The sequence below is a fragment of the Pseudomonas fluorescens genome (assembly GCF_902497875.1).
In the GTDB taxonomy this organism is placed as follows: Bacteria; Pseudomonadota; Gammaproteobacteria; order Pseudomonadales; family Pseudomonadaceae; genus Aquipseudomonas; species Aquipseudomonas fluorescens_BR.
The window spans coordinates 175,833-193,350 of record NZ_CABVHY010000012.1 but is presented as its reverse complement, the minus strand read 5'-3'; the positions used below and the strand labels follow the sequence as shown (position 1 = coordinate 193,350).

Sequence of the window (17,518 nt, the reverse complement as noted above, 5' to 3'; positions counted from 1 at the left end):
TCAGTCCTTTAGGCAAGGAGTTAATTGTCGTGGCTAAAGAAAAATTTGTACGTGACCTCCCGCACGTCAACGTTGGCACCATCGGTCACGTTGACCATGGTAAAACCACGCTGACCGCAGCTCTGACTCGCGTCTGCTCCGAAGTTTTCGGTTCGGCCGTTGTTGCTTTCGACAAGATCGACAGCGCTCCGGAAGAAAAGGCTCGTGGTATCACCATCAACACTGCGCACGTTGAATACAACTCGCTGATCCGTCACTACGCTCACGTTGACTGCCCAGGTCACGCTGACTATGTGAAGAACATGATCACCGGTGCTGCGCAGATGGATGGCGCGATCCTGGTTTGCTCGGCCGCTGATGGTCCGATGCCACAGACTCGTGAGCACATCCTGCTGTCCCGTCAGGTAGGCGTACCGTACATCGTTGTCTTCCTGAACAAGGCTGACATGGTTGACGACGCTGAGCTGCTGGAACTGGTTGAGATGGAAGTGCGCGATCTGCTGAGCACTTACGACTTCCCGGGCGACGACACTCCGATCATCATCGGTTCCGCTCTGATGGCTCTGAACGGCCAAGATGACAACGAAATGGGCACCACTGCCGTTCGTAAACTGGTTGAGACTCTGGACAGCTACATTCCAGATCCAATCCGTGTTATCGACAAGCCGTTCCTGATGCCAATCGAAGACGTATTCTCGATCTCGGGTCGCGGTACTGTTGTGACCGGTCGTATCGAGCGCGGTATCGTCAAGGTTCAGGATCCGCTGGAAATCGTTGGTCTGCGTGACACTACCCTCACCACCTGCACCGGTGTTGAAATGTTCCGTAAGCTGCTCGACGAAGGTCGTGCTGGCGAGAACTGCGGCGTTCTGTTGCGTGGTACCAAGCGTGACGACGTTGAGCGTGGCCAGGTTCTGGTCAAGCCAGGTTCGGTCAAGCCGCACACTACCTTCGAAGCTGAAGTGTACGTGTTGAGCAAAGAAGAAGGCGGTCGTCACACTCCGTTCTTCAAAGGCTACCGTCCACAGTTCTACTTCCGGACCACTGACGTGACCGGTAACTGCGAACTGCCGGAAGGCGTTGAAATGGTAATGCCAGGCGACAACATCAAAATGGTTGTCACCCTGATCAAAACCATCGCAATGGAAGATGGTCTGCGTTTCGCTATTCGTGAAGGCGGTCGTACCGTCGGCGCTGGCGTCGTAGCCAAAATCATCGCCTAAGCGTTGATTGATAAAAGAGCCCCCGCTTGCGGGGGCTTTTTTATTGGGTTGACACTTTGTGGGCCCGTCTATAGAATTGCGCCTCCTTTTAACGGGCGTATTGCGCTCGGTGGGAATAGCAGCCTGGAGTCTGAAATCCAATGCAAAATCAGCAAATCCGTATCAGGTTGAAGGCTTTTGACCATCGCCTGATCGACCAATCCACCCAGGAAATCGTGGAAACCGCGAAACGTACTGGTGCTCAAGTGCGTGGTCCGATTCCACTGCCTACCCGTAAAGAACGGTTCACCGTTCTGGTCTCTCCGCACGTCAACAAAGACGCGCGCGACCAGTATGAGATCCGTACTCATAAGCGCGTACTGGACATCGTCCAGCCAACGGATAAAACCGTTGATGCACTTATGAAGCTTGATCTTGCGGCCGGTGTGGAAGTACAGATCAGCCTCGGCTAAGACTCGGTCTTAGTCGTGTAACGCTCTGAAATGGGCGGCCATAGCGGGTGAAAGCCCCGTACACTCATGAGGTTTACAACATGACTATTGGTGTAGTCGGTCGTAAATGCGGTATGACCCGTATTTTCACCGAAGAAGGTGTCTCCATTCCGGTCACGGTCATTGAGATCGAGCCGAATCGCGTCACCCAGTTCAAAACTGAAGAAACCGATGGCTATCGTGCAGTGCAAGTCACTGTCGGCGAGCGTCGTGCTTCGCGTGTGACTGCTGCTCAAGCAGGTCACTTCGCTAAAGCAAACGTTGCAGCTGGTCGCGGCGTCTGGGAGTTCCGTCTTGAAGAAGGCGAGTACCAGGCTGGCGATCTGATCAACGCTGAAATCTTCGCCGCTGGTCAACTGGTCGATGTGACCGGTCAGTCCAAGGGTAAAGGCTTCCAGGGTACGATCAAGCGTTGGAATTTCCGTGGCCAAGACAACACTCACGGTAACTCCGTTTCCCACCGCGTCCCGGGCTCTATTGGCCAGTGCCAGACTCCTGGTCGTGTATTCAAGGGCAAAAAAATGTCCGGTCATATGGGCGCTGAGCGCGTGACCGTGCAGTCCCTCGAAGTAGTGCGCGTCGACGCTGAACGCAATCTGTTGTTGGTCAAGGGTGCTGTTCCTGGCGCTACTGGCGGCAACCTGGTTGTACGTCCAGCGGCCAAGGCTCGCGGTTAAGGGGAAGCTGACATGCAATTAAATGTAAATGACGCTCAAGCGATCGAAGTTTCCGAACTGACATTTGGCGGCGAGTTCAACGAGACACTGGTTCACCAAGCAGTCGTGGCCTACATGGCCGGCGGCCGTCAGGGTACCAAGCAGCAAAAGACCCGTTCCGACGTTCGTGGTGGCGGTAAGCGCCCTTGGCGTCAGAAAGGTACTGGCCGTGCTCGTGCCGGTACTATCCGTAGCCCAATCTGGCGTGGCGGCGGTACCACTTTCGCAGCTCGTCCACAGGATCACTCCCAGAAGCTCAACAAGAAGATGTACCGCGCAGCAATGCGTTCCATCCTTGCTGAACTGGTGCGTACTGATCGTCTGGTCGTGGTTCAGGACTTCGCTGTTGAAGCACCGAAAACCAAAGATCTGCTGAACAAGCTGAATGGCATGGGTCTGACTGATGTCCTGATCGTGTCCGATGCTGTTGATCAGAACCTGTACCTGGCTGCTCGCAACCTGCCACACGTTGATGTACGTGACGTGCAAGGTTCCGATCCAGTTAGTCTGATCGCATACGACAAGGTGTTGATCACCGTGTCGGCCGTGAAGAAATTCGAGGAGCTGCTGGGATGAACCAGGAACGCGTATTTAAAGTTCTGCTTGGCCCGCACGTTTCCGAGAAGGCTACGGTTCTGGCAGACAAGAAAGGCCAGTTCGTTTTCAAGGTTGCTACTGATGCAACCAAGCTGGAAATCAAGAAGGCCGTCGAAAGCCTGTTCAGCGTGAAAGTAGAGCGTGTTACTACCCTGAATGTTCTGGGTAAGAGCAAGCGCACTGCTCGCGGTCTGGGCAAGCGTAATGACTGGAAGAAGGCAGTTATCTCCCTTCAGCCAGGCCAAGATCTCGATTTCAGCAGCAGTGCTGAGTAAGGAAGGGGTGCATCATGGCAATCGTTAAATGCAAACCGACTTCCCCTGGCCGCCGTTTTGTGGTCAAGGTGGTCAACCAGGAGCTGCATAAAGGCGCTCCTCACGCACCGCTGCTCGAGAAGAAATCGAAGACTGGTGGTCGTAACAACAATGGTCGCATTACCACTCGTCACATCGGTGGTGGCCATAAGCAGCATTATCGTCTGGTCGATTTCCGTCGCAACGACAAAGATGGCATCTCTGCCACTGTCGAGCGTATTGAATACGATCCAAACCGTACTGCTCACATCGCTCTGCTGCTGTACGCAGATGGCGAGCGTCGCTACATCATCGCCCCTAAAGGCGTGAGCGCTGGCGACCAGCTGATCGCAGGTGCCTTGGCGCCGATCAAGCCGGGCAACGCTCTGCAACTGCGTAACATTCCAGTTGGTAGCACCGTACACGGCATCGAATTGAAGCCGGGTAAAGGCGCGCAAATCGCTCGTTCCGCTGGTGCTTCGGCTCAGCTGATCGCTCGTGAAGGTGTCTACGTGACCCTGCGTCTGCGCTCTGGTGAGATGCGTAAAGTATTGGCTGAATGCCGTGCGACCCTGGGCGAAGTCTCGAACTCCGAGCACAGCCTGCGTTCGCTGGGTAAAGCTGGTGCCAAACGCTGGCGTGGCGTTCGCCCAACCGTTCGTGGTGTTGCCATGAACCCGGTTGACCACCCACATGGTGGTGGTGAAGGTCGTACCTCTGGTGGTCGTCATCCGGTATCGCCATGGGGCTTCCCGACTAAGGGCGCGAAGACTCGTGGTAATAAGCGTACCGACAAAATGATCGTCCGTCGTCGCAAGTAAATAGAGGGATACGACAGTGCCACGTTCTCTGAAAAAAGGTCCTTTTATTGATCTTCACCTACTGAAGAAGATCGAAGTGGCGGCGGAAAAGAACGATCGCAAACCAGTGAAAACCTGGTCGCGCCGTTCCATGATCCTGCCACAAATGGTCGGTCTGACCATTGCTGTGCATAACGGTCGTCAACATGTTCCAGTTCTCGTGAACGAAGACATGGTCGGCCACAAACTAGGCGAGTTTGCCGGTACCCGCACATATCGTGGGCACGTGGCAGACAAGAAAGCCAAGCGTTAAGGGGTAAGGAATGATGGAAGTAGCCGCTAAGTTGTCGGGCGCTCGAATCTCCGCCCAGAAAGCCCGCTTGGTCGCCGACCAGATCCGCGGGAAGAAGGTGGGCGAAGCGCTCAACCTGTTGGCTTTCAGCAGTAAGAAAGCCGCCGAGATCATCAAGAAAGTGCTGGAGTCGGCCGTAGCCAACGCCGAGCATAACGAAGGCGCAGACGTTGATGACCTTAAAGTCAGCACCGTTTTCGTCAACGAAGGGCGTTCGCTGAAGCGAATCATGCCACGAGCCAAAGGCCGTGCTGATCGCATCGTCAAGCGGTCTTGCCATATCACTGTCAAGGTTGCTGACAAGTAACGGAGTCGAAGAGATGGGTCAGAAAGTACATCCCATTGGCATTCGCCTGGGAATCGTCAAGGAACACACCTCCGTCTGGTATGCAGACGGCCGGACTTATGCGGACTATTTGTTCGCTGATCTGAAGGTGCGTGAGTATCTCCAAGACAAACTAAAAAGCGCGTCCGTAAGCCGTATCGATATCCATCGTCCGGCTCAAACTGCACGTATCACCATCCACACCGCTCGCCCGGGTATCGTTATCGGGAAGAAAGGTGAAGATGTTGAGAAACTGCGTCAGGACCTGACCAAGCAAATGGGTGTGCCTGTGCACATCAATATCGAAGAGATCCGCAAGCCGGAGCTCGACGGTATGCTGGTTGCGCAGAGCGTAGCTCAGCAGCTGGAGCGTCGCGTAATGTTCCGTCGCGCTATGAAACGCGCTGTACAGAACGCCATGCGCATTGGTGCCAAAGGCATCAAAATCCAAGTGAGCGGTCGTCTCGGCGGTGCTGAAATCGCACGTACTGAATGGTATCGCGAAGGTCGTGTGCCACTGCACACCCTGCGTGCCGACATCGACTATGCCAACTACGAAGCTCACACCACTTATGGTGTGATCGGTGTAAAGGTTTGGATCTTCAAAGGCGAAGTAATTGGTGGTCGCCAAGAAGAGCTGAAACCACAAGCACCAGCGCCTCGTAAAAAAGCTGCTAAGTAAGGGGTACGCCAAATGTTGCAACCAAAGCGTACGAAGTTCCGCAAGCAGATGACTGGCCACAACCGTGGCTTGGCATTGCGCGGTAGCAAAGTCAGCTTCGGCGAATATGCGCTGAAGTCTGTAGCTCGTGGTCGTCTCACCGCTCGTCAGATCGAGTCAGCGCGTCGTGCTCTGACCCGTCACGTTAAACGTGGCGGCAAGATCTGGATCCGTGTATTCCCGGACAAGCCTGTCACCAAAAAGCCACTCGAAGTTCGGATGGGTAAAGGTAAGGGTAACGTGGAGTACTGGGTTGCCCAGATTCAGCCAGGCAAAGTCCTGTATGAAATCGAGGGTGTTACTGAAGAGCTGGCGCGTGAGGCTTTTGCCCTGGCTGCTGCAAAGCTGCCGCTCGCCACCGCCTTTGTTAAACGGACGGTGATGTGATGAAAGCGAATGAACTTCGTGAAAAATCCGCACAGCAGCTGAACGAGCAACTGCTCGGCCTGCTGCGCGACCAGTTCAATCTGCGTATGCAGAAAGCAACTGGCCAGTTGGGGCAGTCTCATCTGCTCTCGCAAGTTAAGCGTGACATTGCTCGCGTGAAGACTGTGCTCAACCAGCAGGCAGGTAAGTGATCATGGCTGAAGCCGAAAAAACTGTCCGTACGCTGACTGGCCGTGTTGTCAGCGACAAGATGGACAAAACCATCACCGTTCTGATCGAGCGCCGCGTTAAGCACCCGATCTACGGTAAATATGTTAAGCGTTCGACTAAGCTGCACGCGCACGACGAAACCAATCAGTGCCACATCGGCGACAAAGTCACTATTCGTGAAACTCGTCCCCTGGCCAAGACCAAGTCTTGGGCACTGGTTGATGTTCTCGAACGCGCTGTGGAAGTCTAAGGACTAGGGGTCGGAGAAATTATATGATTCAGACTCAATCCATGCTCGATGTGGCCGATAACAGCGGCGCTCGCCGTGTTATGTGCATCAAGGTGCTGGGTGGCTCCCATCGTCGTTACGCTGGTATCGGTGACATCATCAAAGTTACCGTGAAGGAAGCAATTCCTCGCGGTAAAGTGAAAAAAGGCCAAGTGATGACTGCTGTTGTAGTCCGCACTCGTCACGGCGTTCGCCGTGCAGATGGCTCCATTATCCGCTTTGATGGCAACGCTGCTGTTCTTCTGAACAACAAGCAAGAGCCGATCGGCACCCGTATCTTTGGGCCAGTGACCCGTGAACTTCGTACTGAGAAGTTCATGAAGATCGTCTCGCTCGCCCCAGAAGTGCTGTAAGGAGATCCGACATGCAAAAGATTCGTCGTGACGACGAGATCATCGTGATCGCCGGCAAAGACAAAGGTAAGCGCGGTAAGGTGCTTAAGGTTCTCGCTGACGACCGTCTGGTCGTTGGTGGTCTGAACCTGGTCAAGCGTCATACCAAGCCTAACCCGGCGTCGGGCGTACAAGGCGGTATCGTCGAAAAAGAAGCGCCACTGCACGCTTCTAACGTCGCCATTTTCAACGGCGAAACCAACAAGGCTGACCGCGTTGGTTTCAAAGTAGAAGACGGCAAGAAAATTCGTGTCTTCAAGTCGACCCAAAAAGCGGTTGATGCTTGAACACTGCTAGGTAGATAAGACCATGGCACGACTAAAAGAGATTTACCGGAAGGAAATCGCTCCGAAACTTAAGGAAGAACTTAAGCTTTCGAACGTGATGGAAGTTCCGCGCGTTACCAAAATCACCCTGAACATGGGTCTGGGCGAAGCGATCGGCGACAAAAAAGTCATCGAGCACGCTGTTGCTGACCTGGAAAAGATCACCGGTCAAAAAGTCGTTGTGACTTACGCTCGGAAATCCATCGCTGGCTTTAAAGTCCGTGAAGGTTGGCCGATCGGCGTCAAAGTGACTCTGCGCCGTGAGCGTATGTATGAATTCCTGGATCGTCTGCTGTCGATCTCCCTGCCTCGGGTTCGCGACTTCCGCGGCCTGAATGCCAAGTCCTTCGATGGTCGTGGTAACTACAGCATGGGCGTTAAAGAGCAGATCATCTTCCCGGAAATCGACTACGACAAGATCGATGCTCTCCGCGGTCTGGACATTACCCTGACCACCACTGCTCGGACAGATGATGAAGGTCGCGCACTGCTGCGCGCTTTCAAATTCCCGTTCCGCAACTGATTGGAGTAGGAAAATGGCCAAGATGAGCATGAAAAACCGCGAGCTGAAGCGTCAGCTCACGGTTGCCAAGTACGCCAAAAAGCGTGCAGCACTGAAAGCTATCATCGTTGATCTGAACGCAAGTCCAGAAGCACGTTGGGAAGCTACAGTTGCTCTGCAGAAGCAGCCACGTGACGCAAGCGCTTCGCGCATGCGTAACCGCTGCCGCCTGACCGGTCGTCCACACGGCGTTTACCGCAAGTTCGGCCTTGGCCGTAACAAACTGCGTGAAGCTGCAATGCGTGGTGACGTACCTGGTCTGGTTAAAGCCAGCTGGTAAGCACTGTCAAAGTCTCGATGGCCAGGATCGCAAGATCCTGACCGTCGGTGGCCTTGAATCTGAATCAAGCCCCTTTTGGGGCTTGATTCATTTGTGGGGTGTGTCTAGAATACCCGGCTCGCCTGAGCCCGTACTTTTTTCGTACGGATGTACTCGGCGACACGTAGTAGCCGCAAGGCTAATTTTTTTGTATTAGGAGCGTCTAGCCCATGAGTATGCAGGACCCGTTAGCGGACATGCTAACTCGAATCCGTAATGCCCAGATGGCTGAAAAGTCCGTCGTAAGCATGCCATCTTCTACTTTGAAGGTAGCTGTTGCCAAAGTCCTGAAGGACGAAGGTTACATTGCGGGTTATCAGATCAGCAGCGAAATCAAGCCACTGCTGTCTATCGAGCTGAAATATTTCGAAGGCCGTCCGGTCATCGAAGAAGTGAAGCGCGTTAGCCGTCCAGGCCTGCGTCAGTACAAGTCCGTCGATGATCTGCCGAAAGTTCGTGGCGGTCTCGGTGTGTCTATCGTCTCCACCAACAAAGGTGTGATGACGGATCGTGCTGCGCGCGCTGCCGGTGTCGGCGGCGAAGTTCTTTGCACTGTGTTCTAAGGGGGGATAAGCATGTCACGCGTCGCTAAGAACCCCGTTAAGCTGCCAGCCGGTGTCGAAGTCAAATTCGCAGGCCAACAGCTTTCGGTGAAGGGTGCCAAGGGTACTCTCGAACTGAACATCCATTCGTCCGTTGAGATTGTTGAAGAAGCCGGTGAGCTGCGTTTTGCTGCTCGCAATGGCGATCAACAGACTCGCGCAATGGCTGGTACCACTCGTGCGTTGGTAAACAACATGGTCCAAGGCGTAAGCCAAGGCTTCGAGCGCAAGCTCCAGCTGGTCGGTGTTGGTTACAAAGCGCAAGCAAAAGGCACAGTGCTGAACCTGGCTCTTGGCTTCTCGCACCCAGTGGATTATGAACTGCCGGAAGGCATCACCGCTGAGACTCCTAGCCAGACCGATATCCTGATCAAGGGCATCGATAAGCAGCTGGTAGGTCAAGTGGCCGCCGAGATCCGCGACTTCCGTCCACCAGAGCCGTACAAAGGCAAAGGTGTGCGCTACGCGGACGAAGTCGTCCGTCGTAAAGAAGCCAAGAAGAAGTAGGGCATAGCAAATGACCGACAAAAAAGTTACTCGACTGCGTCGCGCTCGCAAAGCACGCCTGAAAATGCACGAACTCGAAGTCGTGCGTCTCTGCGTGTTCCGTTCGTCGCAGCACATCTACGCCCAGGTCATTTCGGCCGACGGCAACAAAGTCCTGGCAAGTGCCTCGACTTTGGATAAAGAACTGCGTGATGGCGCCACTGGCAACATCGACGCGGCCACTAAGGTTGGCCAGCTGGTCGCTACGCGTGCTAAAGCCGCTGGCGTCTCGCAGGTGGCTTTCGACCGCTCTGGCTTCAAGTACCACGGTCGCGTTAAGGCGCTGGCTGATGCTGCTCGTGAAGCTGGGCTGGAGTTCTAAGTTATGTCAAATAACGACCAAAAGCGCGACGAAGGCTACATCGAGAAGCTGGTTCAAGTTAACCGCGTAGCCAAAACCGTTAAAGGCGGCCGTATCTTCACTTTCACCGCGTTGACCGTGGTGGGTGATGGTAAAGGGCGCGTTGGCTTCGGCCGTGGTAAGTCACGTGAAGTGCCTGCCGCGATCCAGAAGGCAATGGAAGCTGCTCGCCGCAACATGATCCAAGTTGATCTGAACGGCACCACGCTGCAGTACGCAATGAAGTCCGCCCATGGCGCTTCGAAGGTGTACATGCAGCCTGCTTCTGAAGGTACCGGTATCATCGCTGGCGGCGCTATGCGTGCTGTCCTCGAAGTTGCTGGCGTTCAGAACGTTCTGGCCAAGTGCTATGGCTCGACTAACCCGGTAAACGTGGTTCACGCCACTTTCAAAGGTTTGAAAGCTATGCAGTCTCCTGAATCCATTGCCGCCAAGCGTGGCAAAAGCGTCAAGGAGATCTTCTGATCATGGCTACCGTTAAAGTAACGCTGATCAAAAGCATGACCGGCCGTATCCCTAATCACAAATTGTGCATCAAGGGTCTGGGTCTGCGTCGCATCGGTCACACTGTAGAAGTACTTGATACTCCCGAGAATCGCGGGATGATCAACAAGGCTTACTACATGCTGCGTGTCGAGGGTTAATCGATGAAACTCAATGATCTGAGTCCAGCGCCGGGTTCCCGTCGCGAAAAGCATCGTCCGGGCCGTGGTATCGGTAGTGGTTTGGGCAAGACCGGTGGCCGTGGCCACAAAGGTCAGTCCTCCCGCTCCGGTGGCACCATTGCTCCAGGCTTTGAAGGCGGTCAACAGCCGCTGCATCGTCGTCTGCCGAAGTTCGGTTTCGTTTCCCTGAAGGCCATGGACCGCGCAGAAGTGCGTCTGTCCGAGCTGGCTAAAGTGGAAGGCGACATCGTCACCGTGCAGTCCCTGAAGGATGCCAACGTGATTAACCAAAACGTACAACGTGTGAAAATCATGTTGTCCGGTGAAGTTACTCGCGCAGTCACCATCAAGGGTATCGCCGCCACCAAAGGTGCGCGTGCGGCTATCGAAGCAGCTGGCGGCAAGTTCGAGGAATAAATGGCTAAGCAAGGTGCTCTCTCTGCGCTCGGCAAAGGCGGTATGTCTGAACTCTGGGCTCGTCTGCGTTTTCTGTTCCTGGCGATTATCGTCTACCGAATAGGCGCACACATCCCGGTTCCAGGTATCAACCCGGACCGACTCGCAGACCTGTTTCGACAGAATGAGGGGACCATTCTTAGCTTGTTCAACATGTTTTCCGGCGGCGCGCTGGAACGGATGAGCATCTTTGCACTGGGGATCATGCCGTACATCTCGGCATCGATCATCATGCAGCTGATGACCGCCGTCAGCCCGCAGCTGGAGCAGTTGAAGAAGGAAGGTGAAGCTGGCCGTCGCAAGATTAGCCAGTACACCCGCTACGGCACCGTCGTCCTTGCTCTTGTTCAGGCTATCGGCATGTCCGTTGGTCTGGCAGGGCAGGGCGTTGCGTTCACTGGTGACTTTGGCTTCCATTTCATCGCGGTATCCACTTTTGTGGCTGGTGCGATGTTCATGATGTGGCTGGGTGAACAGATTACTGAGCGTGGTGTTGGTAACGGTATCTCGATGTTGATTTTCGCAGGTATCGTCGCCGGTCTTCCGAGTGCAGTCGGGCAGTCTTTCGAGTCTGCGCGTCAGGGTGATATCAATATTTTCGCCCTGGTTGCCATCGGTTTGCTGGCAGTAGCGATTATCGGTTTTGTGGTGTTCATTGAGCGTGGTCAGCGGCGTATCGCCGTTCATTACGCCAAGCGTCAGCAAGGCCGCAAGGTGTTTGCTGCGCAGACTAGCCACTTGCCGCTGAAAGTGAATATGGCCGGTGTTATTCCTGCTATCTTCGCGAGCAGCATTTTGCTGTTCCCGGCTTCGTTGGGTGCCTGGTTCGGTCAGTCTGAAGGTATGGGCTGGTTGCAGGACATCTCGCAGTCGATCGCTCCTGGTCAGCCGTTGAATATTCTGCTGTTTAGTGCAGGGATTATTTTCTTCTGCTTCTTCTATACGGCGTTGATGTTCAATCCGAAAGACGTAGCGGAAAACCTGAAGAAGTCCGGTGCCTTTATTCCGGGCATCCGTCCAGGCGAGCAGTCTGCGCGCTACATTGATGGCGTTCTGACCCGTTTGACCATGTTCGGTGCTCTATATATGACGGCCGTGTGCTTGCTGCCCCAGTTCCTGGTGGTTGCAGCAAACGTACCGTTCTACCTTGGCGGGACCTCGTTGCTGATCGTCGTCGTGGTTGTGATGGACTTCATGTCCCAAGTACAATCGCACCTCGTTTCGCACCAGTACGAATCCCTGATGAAGAAAGCCAACCTGAAGGGCTACGGCAGCGGCATGCTGCGCTGAAGCACCCATAAGGTTCGAGGAGTTGGTGATGAAAGTTCGTGCATCGGTGAAAAAGCTGTGCCGTAACTGCAAAATTATTCGCCGCGAAGGTGTTGTTCGAGTAATTTGCAGCGCGGAACCGCGTCACAAACAGCGCCAAGGCTGAGTGTGATCCGCTTGAAGCCCAGCAGCTAGTGCGCTGCTGGGTTGATTATTTGTTATTACAGCGATATTATCTCGCGCCCTATTTCTTGGCTTCCGGGGCGTAGGTAGCTGTCAATTGGAGTCCCACTGAATGGCCCGTATTGCAGGCGTTAACATTCCAGATAACAAGCACACTGTTATCTCGCTGACCTACATCTATGGTGTTGGTCGCACTACTGCACAGAAAATTTGTGCAGTGACTGGGGTAAACCCAGCCGCAAAGATCAAGGATCTGAGCGACGAGCAGATTGAACAGCTGCGTGGCGAAGTGGCGAAGTTCACCACTGAAGGTGACCTGCGTCGCGAAATCAACATGAAAATCAAGCGTTTGATGGACCTCGGTTGCTATCGCGGTCTGCGTCATCGTCGTGGTCTTCCAGTACGCGGTCAGCGTACCAAGACTAACGCGCGTACCCGTAAAGGTCCGCGTAAGCCGATCCGCAAGTAATCGCCCCAGCGAATCGACAGGAAATTAATCATGGCAAAACCTGCTGCTCGTCCTCGTAAAAAAGTCAAAAAGACAGTGGTTGATGGCATCGCCCACATCCACGCGTCTTTTAACAACACCATCGTGACCATTACCGACCGTCAGGGTAACGCGCTTTCTTGGGCTACCTCCGGTGGTTCGGGTTTCCGCGGTTCTCGCAAGTCCACCCCGTTCGCTGCTCAAGTAGCTGCTGAACGTGCTGGTCAAGCTGCGCTGGAATATGGCCTGAAAAACCTCGACGTCAACGTCAAAGGTCCAGGTCCAGGTCGTGAGTCTGCTGTCCGTGCATTGAACGGCTGTGGCTATAAGATCGCCAGCATCACCGACGTGACGCCAATCCCGCACAACGGGTGCCGTCCGCCGAAGAAGCGCCGCGTGTAATCCAGGAGATTGTAAAGAATGGCTCGTTACATTGGTCCAAAATGCAAACTCGCTCGTCGCGAAGGCACCGATCTCTTCCTGAAGAGCGGCGTGCGCGCGATCGAATCGAAGTGCAACATCGAAGCAGCACCTGGTATCCACGGCCAACGCCGCGGTCGCCAGTCCGATTACGGCACCCAACTGCGTGAAAAGCAGAAAGTCCGTCGTATCTACGGCGTTCTCGAGCGTCAATTCAGCGGCTACTACAAAGAAGCTGCTGGCAAGAAAGGTGCAACCGGTGAAAACCTGCTGCAACTGCTCGAATGCCGTCTGGACAACGTTGTATACCGTATGGGCTTTGGTTCGACTCGTGCCGAATCCCGTCAGCTGGTATCGCACAAATCCGTCAGCGTTAACGGTCAGACCGTAAACGTGCCGTCGTACCAGGTTCGTGCTGGTGACGTGGTCGCGATTCGCGAGAAAGCAAAGAACCAACTTCGCATTGTCCAAGCTCTCGATCTGTGTGCCCAACGTGGCCGCGTAGAATGGGTAGAAGTAGACACTGAGAAGAAGTCGGGCGTTTTCAAGAACGTTCCTGCTCGCAGTGATCTGTCCGCCGACATCAACGAAAGCCTGATTGTCGAGCTCTACTCCAAGTAAGGGCTAGAAAATAGGTGCATCCATGCAGATTTCGGTAAATGAGTTCCTGACACCCCGTCACATTGATGTGCAGGTTGTCAGTCCAACCCGCGCCAAGATCACTCTCGAGCCTCTCGAGCGTGGTTTTGGCCACACCCTGGGCAACGCGCTGCGCCGCATCCTGTTGTCCTCAATGCCCGGCTGTGCAGTAGTCGAGGCCGAGATTGACGGTGTGCTCCACGAGTACAGCGCCATCGAAGGTGTACAGGAAGACGTAATTGAAATCCTGTTGAACCTTAAAGGTCTGGCTATCAAGCTGCACGGCCGTGACGAAGTTACGCTGACCTTGTCGAAGAAGGGTTCGGGGGTGGTTACCGCTGCCGATATTCAGCTGGATCATGATGTCGAGATCGTTAATCCCGATCACGTAATCGCTAACCTGGCGTCTAACGGCGCCCTGAACATGAAGCTCACCGTAGCTCGTGGTCGTGGTTATGAACCGGCCGACTCGCGTCAGAGCGATGAAGACGAAAGCCGCAGCATTGGTCGCTTGCAGCTTGACTCTTCGTTCAGCCCGGTTCGCCGTATCGCATACGTGGTGGAAAACGCCCGTGTCGAGCAGCGTACTAACCTGGACAAGCTGGTTATTGATCTGGAAACCAACGGTACCCTGGATCCTGAAGAGGCTATCCGTCGTGCTGCAACCATCCTGCAACAGCAGTTGGCTGCGTTCGTCGACCTCAAAGGTGACAGTGAGCCAGTGGTAATCGAGCAAGAAGACGAGATCGATCCGATCCTGCTTCGCCCGGTTGACGATCTGGAACTGACTGTACGTTCGGCTAACTGCCTTAAGGCGGAAAACATTTACTACATCGGCGACCTGATTCAGCGTACCGAAGTAGAACTGTTGAAGACTCCGAACCTGGGCAAGAAATCCTTGACTGAAATCAAGGACGTTCTGGCCTCCCGCGGTCTGTCCCTCGGCATGCGCCTCGACAACTGGCCGCCTGCAAGTCTTAAGAAGGACGACAAGGCGACTGCCTGATCGTCGTAATCACCGAACGTGAGTTTGGTAAGGAATGAACCATGCGTCATCGTAAAAGTGGTCGTCACCTGAGCCGTACCAGCTCGCACCGCAAGGCCATGTTTCAAAACATGGCGGTGTCGCTGTTCGAGCACGAGCTGATCAAAACTACACTGCCAAAAGCCAAAGAACTGCGTCGCGTTGCTGAGCCGCTGATCACTTTGGCCAAGACAGACAGCCTGGCTAACCGCCGTCTGGCCTTCGACCGTACTCGTTCGAAAGCCATCGTTGGTAAGCTCTTCAACGACCTGGGCAAGCGTTACGCTACCCGTGAGGGTGGCTACCTGCGCATCCTCAAGTGCGGTTTCCGCGCTGGCGACAACGCGCCTATGGCGTACGTCGAGTTGGTTGATCGTGCTGTCGGCGGTGAAGCTGTATCCGCTGAGTAAGACGTCAAATACAAAAAACCGGGCCTAGTGCCCGGTTTTTTGTGTCCGCTCGATAAGCAAACCTTCCTTTATCTCAGCCCCTGCGCTGCTGCAGTGCTGCCATCTGCTCATTGGTGTCATTAGTTATTTTCTATCGAAGCCCACAAATTAATGAATTTGATGGTGACATGTTGATGGTCAATACTCCCTCCCAGCCGATTAGCCGGCAGTTAAAGACTGACAGAGGAAGTTTGAGCATGAGCCAGAATAAAACGCTAACGACAGCCAGTGGCGCTCCAGTCGCCGACAACCAGAATTCCCGCTCAGCCGGCCCCCGTGGTCCGCTGCTGCTCGACGATTTCCATCTGCTCGAGAAACTTGCACACTTCAACCGCGAAAACATCCCGGAGCGGCGAGTCCATGCCAAGGGTTCGGGTGCTTACGGTACGTTCACGGTGACCCGTGATATCACCCAGTACACCAGCGCCAAGCTGTTTGAATCCGTTGGCAAGCAGACCCCGACCTTCCTGCGTTTCTCTACCGTAGGCGGCGAGCGCGGCTCGGCGGATACCGAGCGCGACCCACGCGGCTTCGCGCTGAAGTTCTATACCGAAGAAGGCAACTGGGACATTGTTGGCAACAACACCCCGGTGTTCTTTATCCGTGACCCACTGAAATTCCCCGACTTTATCCACACCCAGAAGCGCTTGCCGCAGAGCAATCTGAAGAGCGCGCAGATGATGTGGGACTTCTGGTCGCATTCGCCTGAGGCGTTGCACCAGGTCACCATCCTGTTTTCGGATCGCGGGATCCCTGATGGCTACCGGCACATGCACGGCTTCGGTAGCCACACCTATAGCCTGATCAGCGCCAATGGCGAACGGCACTGGGTAAAATGGCACTACAAAACCAGGCAAGGCATCAAGAACCTGGCTCCGGCAGAAGCGGCGCGACTGGCCGGTACTGACCCGGACTACGCCCAGCGCGACCTGTTCGGTGCCATCGAGCGCGGGGAGTTCCCGAAATGGCGCGTGTGCATTCAGATCATGACCGAGGCCCAGGCCGCGGCGCACTACGAGAACCCGTTCGACGTAACCAAAACCTGGTCGCAGAAGGAGTTCCCGCTGATCGAAGTGGGTGAGCTGGAGCTGAACCGCAACCCGCAGAACTATTTCGCGGAAGTCGAACAGGCGGCGTTCGGGCCAAGCAATATGGTGCCAGGTGTCGGTCTGTCGCCGGACCGCATGCTGCAAGGTAGGGTCTTCGCCTATGCCGATGCCCATCGTTACCGTGTCGGCACCAATCACCAGCAGCTGCCGGTGAATGCCCCACGCAACACCGTCAATACTTACCAGCGCGATGGCTCCATGGCCTTTGGCAGCAACGGTGGCGGTGCTCCGAACTACGAGCCCAACAGCTACGCCGATGCGCCGAAACAGGCTCCGCAATACGCCGAACCTGCGCTGGCTTTGAGCGGTGCGGCAGATCGTTATGATCACCGCGAAGACACCGACTACTACAGCCACGCCGGTGCCTTGTTCCGTTTGATGAACGACGAACAGAAAACCCTGCTGATCAACAACATTGCAGGTGCCATGGCCGGGGTTTCTACCGATGTGGTTCAGCGTCAGTTGCAGCATTTCTTCAAGGCAGATGTCGCTTATGGAGAGCGGATCGCAACGGCCTTGGGCGTAGCGCTTAACTAAGTCTAAACGAGAAGCAGAACCGCCCTCATTTGGGCGGTTTTTGCGTTATTTAACCTGCTTTTCTCAGAATATCTTCGCTTTTATTGCGATAGGCGAGTGACCTGCAAGTCAGCTTGGTTCAAACTATAGACTTTCAAGCAGGGAGATTCAGGCGATGCAAGGCCACCCGGATGTAATCGATTATCTCAACACGTTGCTAACGGGCGAACTGGCGGCGCGCGATCAATATTTCATCCATTCGCGGATGTATGAGGACTGGGGCTTTACCGAGCTCTACGAGCGCATCAACCACGAGATGGAAGAAGAGACCCAACACGCTGACGCCCTGATGCGCCGGATCCTGATGCTCGAAGGCACACCGCGCATGCGTGCGGACGATCTGGACGTCGGCGCCACGGTGCCTGAGATGCTTGCCTGCGACCTGCGCCTGGAATACAAGGTGCGTGCCGCGCTGTGCAAGGGTATCGAGCTCTGCGAGCTGCACAAGGACTATGTCAGCCGCGAGATCCTGCGTCTCCAGTTGGCCGACACCGAAGAAGATCACGCCTACTGGCTGGAAAAACAGCTGGGTCTGATCAAGCTGGTGGGCCTGGAGAACTACCTGCAGTCGCAGTTCTGAAGTTGAGTCGACCCCCGGTCCGTAGCAGCTGCCGAAGGCTGCGTTCGGCCGCGCAGCGGTCGTGATATAGGGTTGCGAGACTCTGCAGGAAGAATAGGGAGTCCGGATTTACGACGGCTTCGCCGCCGAACGCAGGCTGCGCCAGCTGC

31 protein-coding genes are annotated in these 17,518 nt (G+C 54.8%); all 31 read left to right on the top strand.

Going from position 1 to position 17,518, the window contains the following annotated elements; all coding sequences use genetic code 11:
* The first annotated feature begins 29 nt into the window (after nt 1-29).
* Entirely contained in the window at nt 30-1,223 is a 1,194-nt protein-coding gene (tuf, locus tag F8N85_RS14425) for an elongation factor Tu (protein WP_150804244.1), read from the top strand.
* A 140-nt stretch (nt 1,224-1,363) separates the two neighbouring features.
* Entirely contained in the window at nt 1,364-1,675 is a 312-nt protein-coding gene (gene rpsJ / locus F8N85_RS14420) for a 30S ribosomal protein S10 (protein WP_003186070.1), read from the top strand.
* Nucleotides 1,676-1,755: 80 nt separating this feature from the next.
* Nucleotides 1,756-2,391, top strand: a complete 636-nt coding sequence (gene rplC / locus F8N85_RS14415; RefSeq protein ID WP_150804243.1) for a 50S ribosomal protein L3 — start codon at nt 1,756-1,758, stop codon at nt 2,389-2,391.
* 12 nt (nt 2,392-2,403) lie between these two features.
* Nucleotides 2,404-3,006 (top strand): 50S ribosomal protein L4, encoded by a 603-nt coding sequence (gene rplD, locus F8N85_RS14410; RefSeq protein WP_150642942.1) that lies wholly within the window; start codon nt 2,404-2,406, stop codon nt 3,004-3,006.
* Nucleotides 3,003-3,302, top strand: a complete 300-nt coding sequence (rplW, locus tag F8N85_RS14405; protein WP_002555488.1) for a 50S ribosomal protein L23 — start codon at nt 3,003-3,005, stop codon at nt 3,300-3,302. The genes rplD and rplW overlap by 4 nt, the downstream gene beginning before the upstream one ends.
* A gap of 14 nt (nt 3,303-3,316) precedes the next feature.
* Nucleotides 3,317-4,141, top strand: coding sequence for a 50S ribosomal protein L2 (gene rplB, locus F8N85_RS14400; RefSeq protein WP_003176423.1), 825 nt, complete (start codon nt 3,317-3,319; stop codon nt 4,139-4,141).
* A 16-nt stretch (nt 4,142-4,157) separates the two neighbouring features.
* Entirely contained in the window at nt 4,158-4,433 is a 276-nt protein-coding gene (rpsS, locus tag F8N85_RS14395) for a 30S ribosomal protein S19 (RefSeq protein ID WP_002555486.1), read from the top strand.
* 13 nt (nt 4,434-4,446) lie between these two features.
* On the top strand, nt 4,447-4,779 hold the full coding sequence (gene rplV / locus F8N85_RS14390) for a 50S ribosomal protein L22 (protein WP_003210077.1): 333 nt from the start codon (nt 4,447-4,449) through the stop codon (nt 4,777-4,779).
* Nucleotides 4,780-4,792: 13 nt separating this feature from the next.
* A complete protein-coding gene (gene rpsC / locus F8N85_RS14385; RefSeq protein WP_003176422.1) occupies nt 4,793-5,479 on the top strand; it encodes a 30S ribosomal protein S3 in 687 nt (228 codons plus the stop codon).
* A 12-nt stretch (nt 5,480-5,491) separates the two neighbouring features.
* The gene (gene rplP, locus F8N85_RS14380) at nt 5,492-5,905 is read left to right on the top strand and encodes a 50S ribosomal protein L16 (RefSeq protein ID WP_150804242.1); all 414 of its coding nucleotides are present in this window, start codon (nt 5,492-5,494) and stop codon (nt 5,903-5,905) included.
* A complete protein-coding gene (gene rpmC, locus F8N85_RS14375; RefSeq protein ID WP_002555481.1) occupies nt 5,905-6,096 on the top strand; it encodes a 50S ribosomal protein L29 in 192 nt (63 codons plus the stop codon). The genes rplP and rpmC overlap by 1 nt, the downstream gene beginning before the upstream one ends.
* A gap of 2 nt (nt 6,097-6,098) precedes the next feature.
* On the top strand, nt 6,099-6,365 hold the full coding sequence (gene rpsQ, locus F8N85_RS14370) for a 30S ribosomal protein S17 (RefSeq protein WP_003176419.1): 267 nt from the start codon (nt 6,099-6,101) through the stop codon (nt 6,363-6,365).
* 23 nt (nt 6,366-6,388) lie between these two features.
* Nucleotides 6,389-6,757: a 50S ribosomal protein L14 gene (rplN, locus tag F8N85_RS14365; protein ID WP_002555479.1), complete on the top strand. Its 369-nt coding sequence runs from the start codon at nt 6,389-6,391 to the stop codon at nt 6,755-6,757.
* 11 nt (nt 6,758-6,768) lie between these two features.
* Nucleotides 6,769-7,083 carry a 50S ribosomal protein L24 gene (rplX, locus tag F8N85_RS14360; RefSeq protein WP_033059465.1) on the top strand — a complete coding sequence of 105 codons (315 nt, stop codon included), beginning with the start codon at nt 6,769-6,771 and terminating at the stop codon, nt 7,081-7,083.
* A 22-nt stretch (nt 7,084-7,105) separates the two neighbouring features.
* Entirely contained in the window at nt 7,106-7,645 is a 540-nt protein-coding gene (gene rplE, locus F8N85_RS14355) for a 50S ribosomal protein L5 (protein ID WP_003186044.1), read from the top strand.
* A 13-nt stretch (nt 7,646-7,658) separates the two neighbouring features.
* Complete coding sequence (gene rpsN / locus F8N85_RS14350) at nt 7,659-7,964, top strand: 30S ribosomal protein S14 (RefSeq protein WP_003176414.1); 306 nt, start codon at nt 7,659-7,661, stop codon at nt 7,962-7,964.
* Between the two features lie 209 nt (nt 7,965-8,173).
* Nucleotides 8,174-8,566 (top strand): 30S ribosomal protein S8, encoded by a 393-nt coding sequence (gene rpsH / locus F8N85_RS14345; protein ID WP_003186040.1) that lies wholly within the window; start codon nt 8,174-8,176, stop codon nt 8,564-8,566.
* Between the two features lie 12 nt (nt 8,567-8,578).
* Nucleotides 8,579-9,112 carry a 50S ribosomal protein L6 gene (gene rplF, locus F8N85_RS14340; RefSeq protein ID WP_003176412.1) on the top strand — a complete coding sequence of 178 codons (534 nt, stop codon included), beginning with the start codon at nt 8,579-8,581 and terminating at the stop codon, nt 9,110-9,112.
* A 10-nt stretch (nt 9,113-9,122) separates the two neighbouring features.
* Nucleotides 9,123-9,473, top strand: coding sequence for a 50S ribosomal protein L18 (gene rplR, locus F8N85_RS14335; RefSeq protein WP_003186037.1), 351 nt, complete (start codon nt 9,123-9,125; stop codon nt 9,471-9,473).
* 3 nt (nt 9,474-9,476) lie between these two features.
* The gene (gene rpsE, locus F8N85_RS14330) at nt 9,477-9,977 is read left to right on the top strand and encodes a 30S ribosomal protein S5 (protein ID WP_003186035.1); all 501 of its coding nucleotides are present in this window, start codon (nt 9,477-9,479) and stop codon (nt 9,975-9,977) included.
* A 2-nt stretch (nt 9,978-9,979) separates the two neighbouring features.
* Nucleotides 9,980-10,156: a 50S ribosomal protein L30 gene (gene rpmD, locus F8N85_RS14325; protein ID WP_003444363.1), complete on the top strand. Its 177-nt coding sequence runs from the start codon at nt 9,980-9,982 to the stop codon at nt 10,154-10,156.
* A 3-nt stretch (nt 10,157-10,159) separates the two neighbouring features.
* A complete protein-coding gene (gene rplO, locus F8N85_RS14320) occupies nt 10,160-10,594 on the top strand; it encodes a 50S ribosomal protein L15 (protein ID WP_002555470.1) in 435 nt (144 codons plus the stop codon).
* A complete protein-coding gene (gene secY, locus F8N85_RS14315; protein ID WP_150804241.1) occupies nt 10,595-11,923 on the top strand; it encodes a preprotein translocase subunit SecY in 1,329 nt (442 codons plus the stop codon).
* Nucleotides 11,924-11,951: 28 nt separating this feature from the next.
* Nucleotides 11,952-12,068 (top strand): 50S ribosomal protein L36, encoded by a 117-nt coding sequence (gene rpmJ, locus F8N85_RS14310; protein WP_002555468.1) that lies wholly within the window; start codon nt 11,952-11,954, stop codon nt 12,066-12,068.
* Between the two features lie 129 nt (nt 12,069-12,197).
* On the top strand, nt 12,198-12,554 hold the full coding sequence (gene rpsM / locus F8N85_RS14305; protein ID WP_003186020.1) for a 30S ribosomal protein S13: 357 nt from the start codon (nt 12,198-12,200) through the stop codon (nt 12,552-12,554).
* Nucleotides 12,555-12,584: 30 nt separating this feature from the next.
* Complete coding sequence (gene rpsK / locus F8N85_RS14300; RefSeq protein ID WP_002555466.1) at nt 12,585-12,974, top strand: 30S ribosomal protein S11; 390 nt, start codon at nt 12,585-12,587, stop codon at nt 12,972-12,974.
* 18 nt (nt 12,975-12,992) lie between these two features.
* Nucleotides 12,993-13,613, top strand: coding sequence for a 30S ribosomal protein S4 (rpsD, locus tag F8N85_RS14295; protein ID WP_003210056.1), 621 nt, complete (start codon nt 12,993-12,995; stop codon nt 13,611-13,613).
* 22 nt (nt 13,614-13,635) lie between these two features.
* Nucleotides 13,636-14,637, top strand: a complete 1,002-nt coding sequence (locus F8N85_RS14290; RefSeq protein ID WP_003176403.1) for a DNA-directed RNA polymerase subunit alpha — start codon at nt 13,636-13,638, stop codon at nt 14,635-14,637.
* Nucleotides 14,638-14,678: 41 nt separating this feature from the next.
* A complete protein-coding gene (rplQ, locus tag F8N85_RS14285; RefSeq protein WP_007924175.1) occupies nt 14,679-15,065 on the top strand; it encodes a 50S ribosomal protein L17 in 387 nt (128 codons plus the stop codon).
* A gap of 236 nt (nt 15,066-15,301) precedes the next feature.
* A complete protein-coding gene (locus tag F8N85_RS14280; RefSeq protein WP_150804240.1) occupies nt 15,302-16,750 on the top strand; it encodes a catalase in 1,449 nt (482 codons plus the stop codon).
* 154 nt (nt 16,751-16,904) lie between these two features.
* Nucleotides 16,905-17,369, top strand: coding sequence for a bacterioferritin (gene bfr, locus F8N85_RS14275; protein WP_150804239.1), 465 nt, complete (start codon nt 16,905-16,907; stop codon nt 17,367-17,369).
* Nucleotides 17,370-17,518: the final 149 nt, after the last annotated feature.

Coding starts and splice junctions, on each gene's coding strand:
- rpsJ (WP_003186070.1), top strand. CDS start 1,364: ATGCAAAATCAGCAAATCCGTATCAGGTTGAAGGCTTTTGACCATCGC.
- rplC (WP_150804243.1), top strand. CDS start 1,756: ATGACTATTGGTGTAGTCGGTCGTAAATGCGGTATGACCCGTATTTTC.
- rplD (WP_150642942.1), top strand. CDS start 2,404: ATGCAATTAAATGTAAATGACGCTCAAGCGATCGAAGTTTCCGAACTG.
- rplW (WP_002555488.1), top strand. CDS start 3,003: ATGAACCAGGAACGCGTATTTAAAGTTCTGCTTGGCCCGCACGTTTCC.
- rplB (WP_003176423.1), top strand. CDS start 3,317: ATGGCAATCGTTAAATGCAAACCGACTTCCCCTGGCCGCCGTTTTGTG.
- rplV (WP_003210077.1), top strand. CDS start 4,447: ATGGAAGTAGCCGCTAAGTTGTCGGGCGCTCGAATCTCCGCCCAGAAA.
- rpsC (WP_003176422.1), top strand. CDS start 4,793: ATGGGTCAGAAAGTACATCCCATTGGCATTCGCCTGGGAATCGTCAAG.
- rplP (WP_150804242.1), top strand. CDS start 5,492: ATGTTGCAACCAAAGCGTACGAAGTTCCGCAAGCAGATGACTGGCCAC.
- rpmC (WP_002555481.1), top strand. CDS start 5,905: ATGAAAGCGAATGAACTTCGTGAAAAATCCGCACAGCAGCTGAACGAG.
- rpsQ (WP_003176419.1), top strand. CDS start 6,099: ATGGCTGAAGCCGAAAAAACTGTCCGTACGCTGACTGGCCGTGTTGTC.
- rplN (WP_002555479.1), top strand. CDS start 6,389: ATGATTCAGACTCAATCCATGCTCGATGTGGCCGATAACAGCGGCGCT.
- rplX (WP_033059465.1), top strand. CDS start 6,769: ATGCAAAAGATTCGTCGTGACGACGAGATCATCGTGATCGCCGGCAAA.
- rplE (WP_003186044.1), top strand. CDS start 7,106: ATGGCACGACTAAAAGAGATTTACCGGAAGGAAATCGCTCCGAAACTT.
- rpsN (WP_003176414.1), top strand. CDS start 7,659: ATGGCCAAGATGAGCATGAAAAACCGCGAGCTGAAGCGTCAGCTCACG.
- rpsH (WP_003186040.1), top strand. CDS start 8,174: ATGAGTATGCAGGACCCGTTAGCGGACATGCTAACTCGAATCCGTAAT.
- rplF (WP_003176412.1), top strand. CDS start 8,579: ATGTCACGCGTCGCTAAGAACCCCGTTAAGCTGCCAGCCGGTGTCGAA.
- rplR (WP_003186037.1), top strand. CDS start 9,123: ATGACCGACAAAAAAGTTACTCGACTGCGTCGCGCTCGCAAAGCACGC.
- rpsE (WP_003186035.1), top strand. CDS start 9,477: ATGTCAAATAACGACCAAAAGCGCGACGAAGGCTACATCGAGAAGCTG.
- rpmD (WP_003444363.1), top strand. CDS start 9,980: ATGGCTACCGTTAAAGTAACGCTGATCAAAAGCATGACCGGCCGTATC.
- rplO (WP_002555470.1), top strand. CDS start 10,160: ATGAAACTCAATGATCTGAGTCCAGCGCCGGGTTCCCGTCGCGAAAAG.
- secY (WP_150804241.1), top strand. CDS start 10,595: ATGGCTAAGCAAGGTGCTCTCTCTGCGCTCGGCAAAGGCGGTATGTCT.
- rpmJ (WP_002555468.1), top strand. CDS start 11,952: ATGAAAGTTCGTGCATCGGTGAAAAAGCTGTGCCGTAACTGCAAAATT.
- rpsM (WP_003186020.1), top strand. CDS start 12,198: ATGGCCCGTATTGCAGGCGTTAACATTCCAGATAACAAGCACACTGTT.
- rpsK (WP_002555466.1), top strand. CDS start 12,585: ATGGCAAAACCTGCTGCTCGTCCTCGTAAAAAAGTCAAAAAGACAGTG.
- rpsD (WP_003210056.1), top strand. CDS start 12,993: ATGGCTCGTTACATTGGTCCAAAATGCAAACTCGCTCGTCGCGAAGGC.
- F8N85_RS14290 (WP_003176403.1), top strand. CDS start 13,636: ATGCAGATTTCGGTAAATGAGTTCCTGACACCCCGTCACATTGATGTG.
- rplQ (WP_007924175.1), top strand. CDS start 14,679: ATGCGTCATCGTAAAAGTGGTCGTCACCTGAGCCGTACCAGCTCGCAC.
- F8N85_RS14280 (WP_150804240.1), top strand. CDS start 15,302: ATGAGCCAGAATAAAACGCTAACGACAGCCAGTGGCGCTCCAGTCGCC.
- bfr (WP_150804239.1), top strand. CDS start 16,905: ATGCAAGGCCACCCGGATGTAATCGATTATCTCAACACGTTGCTAACG.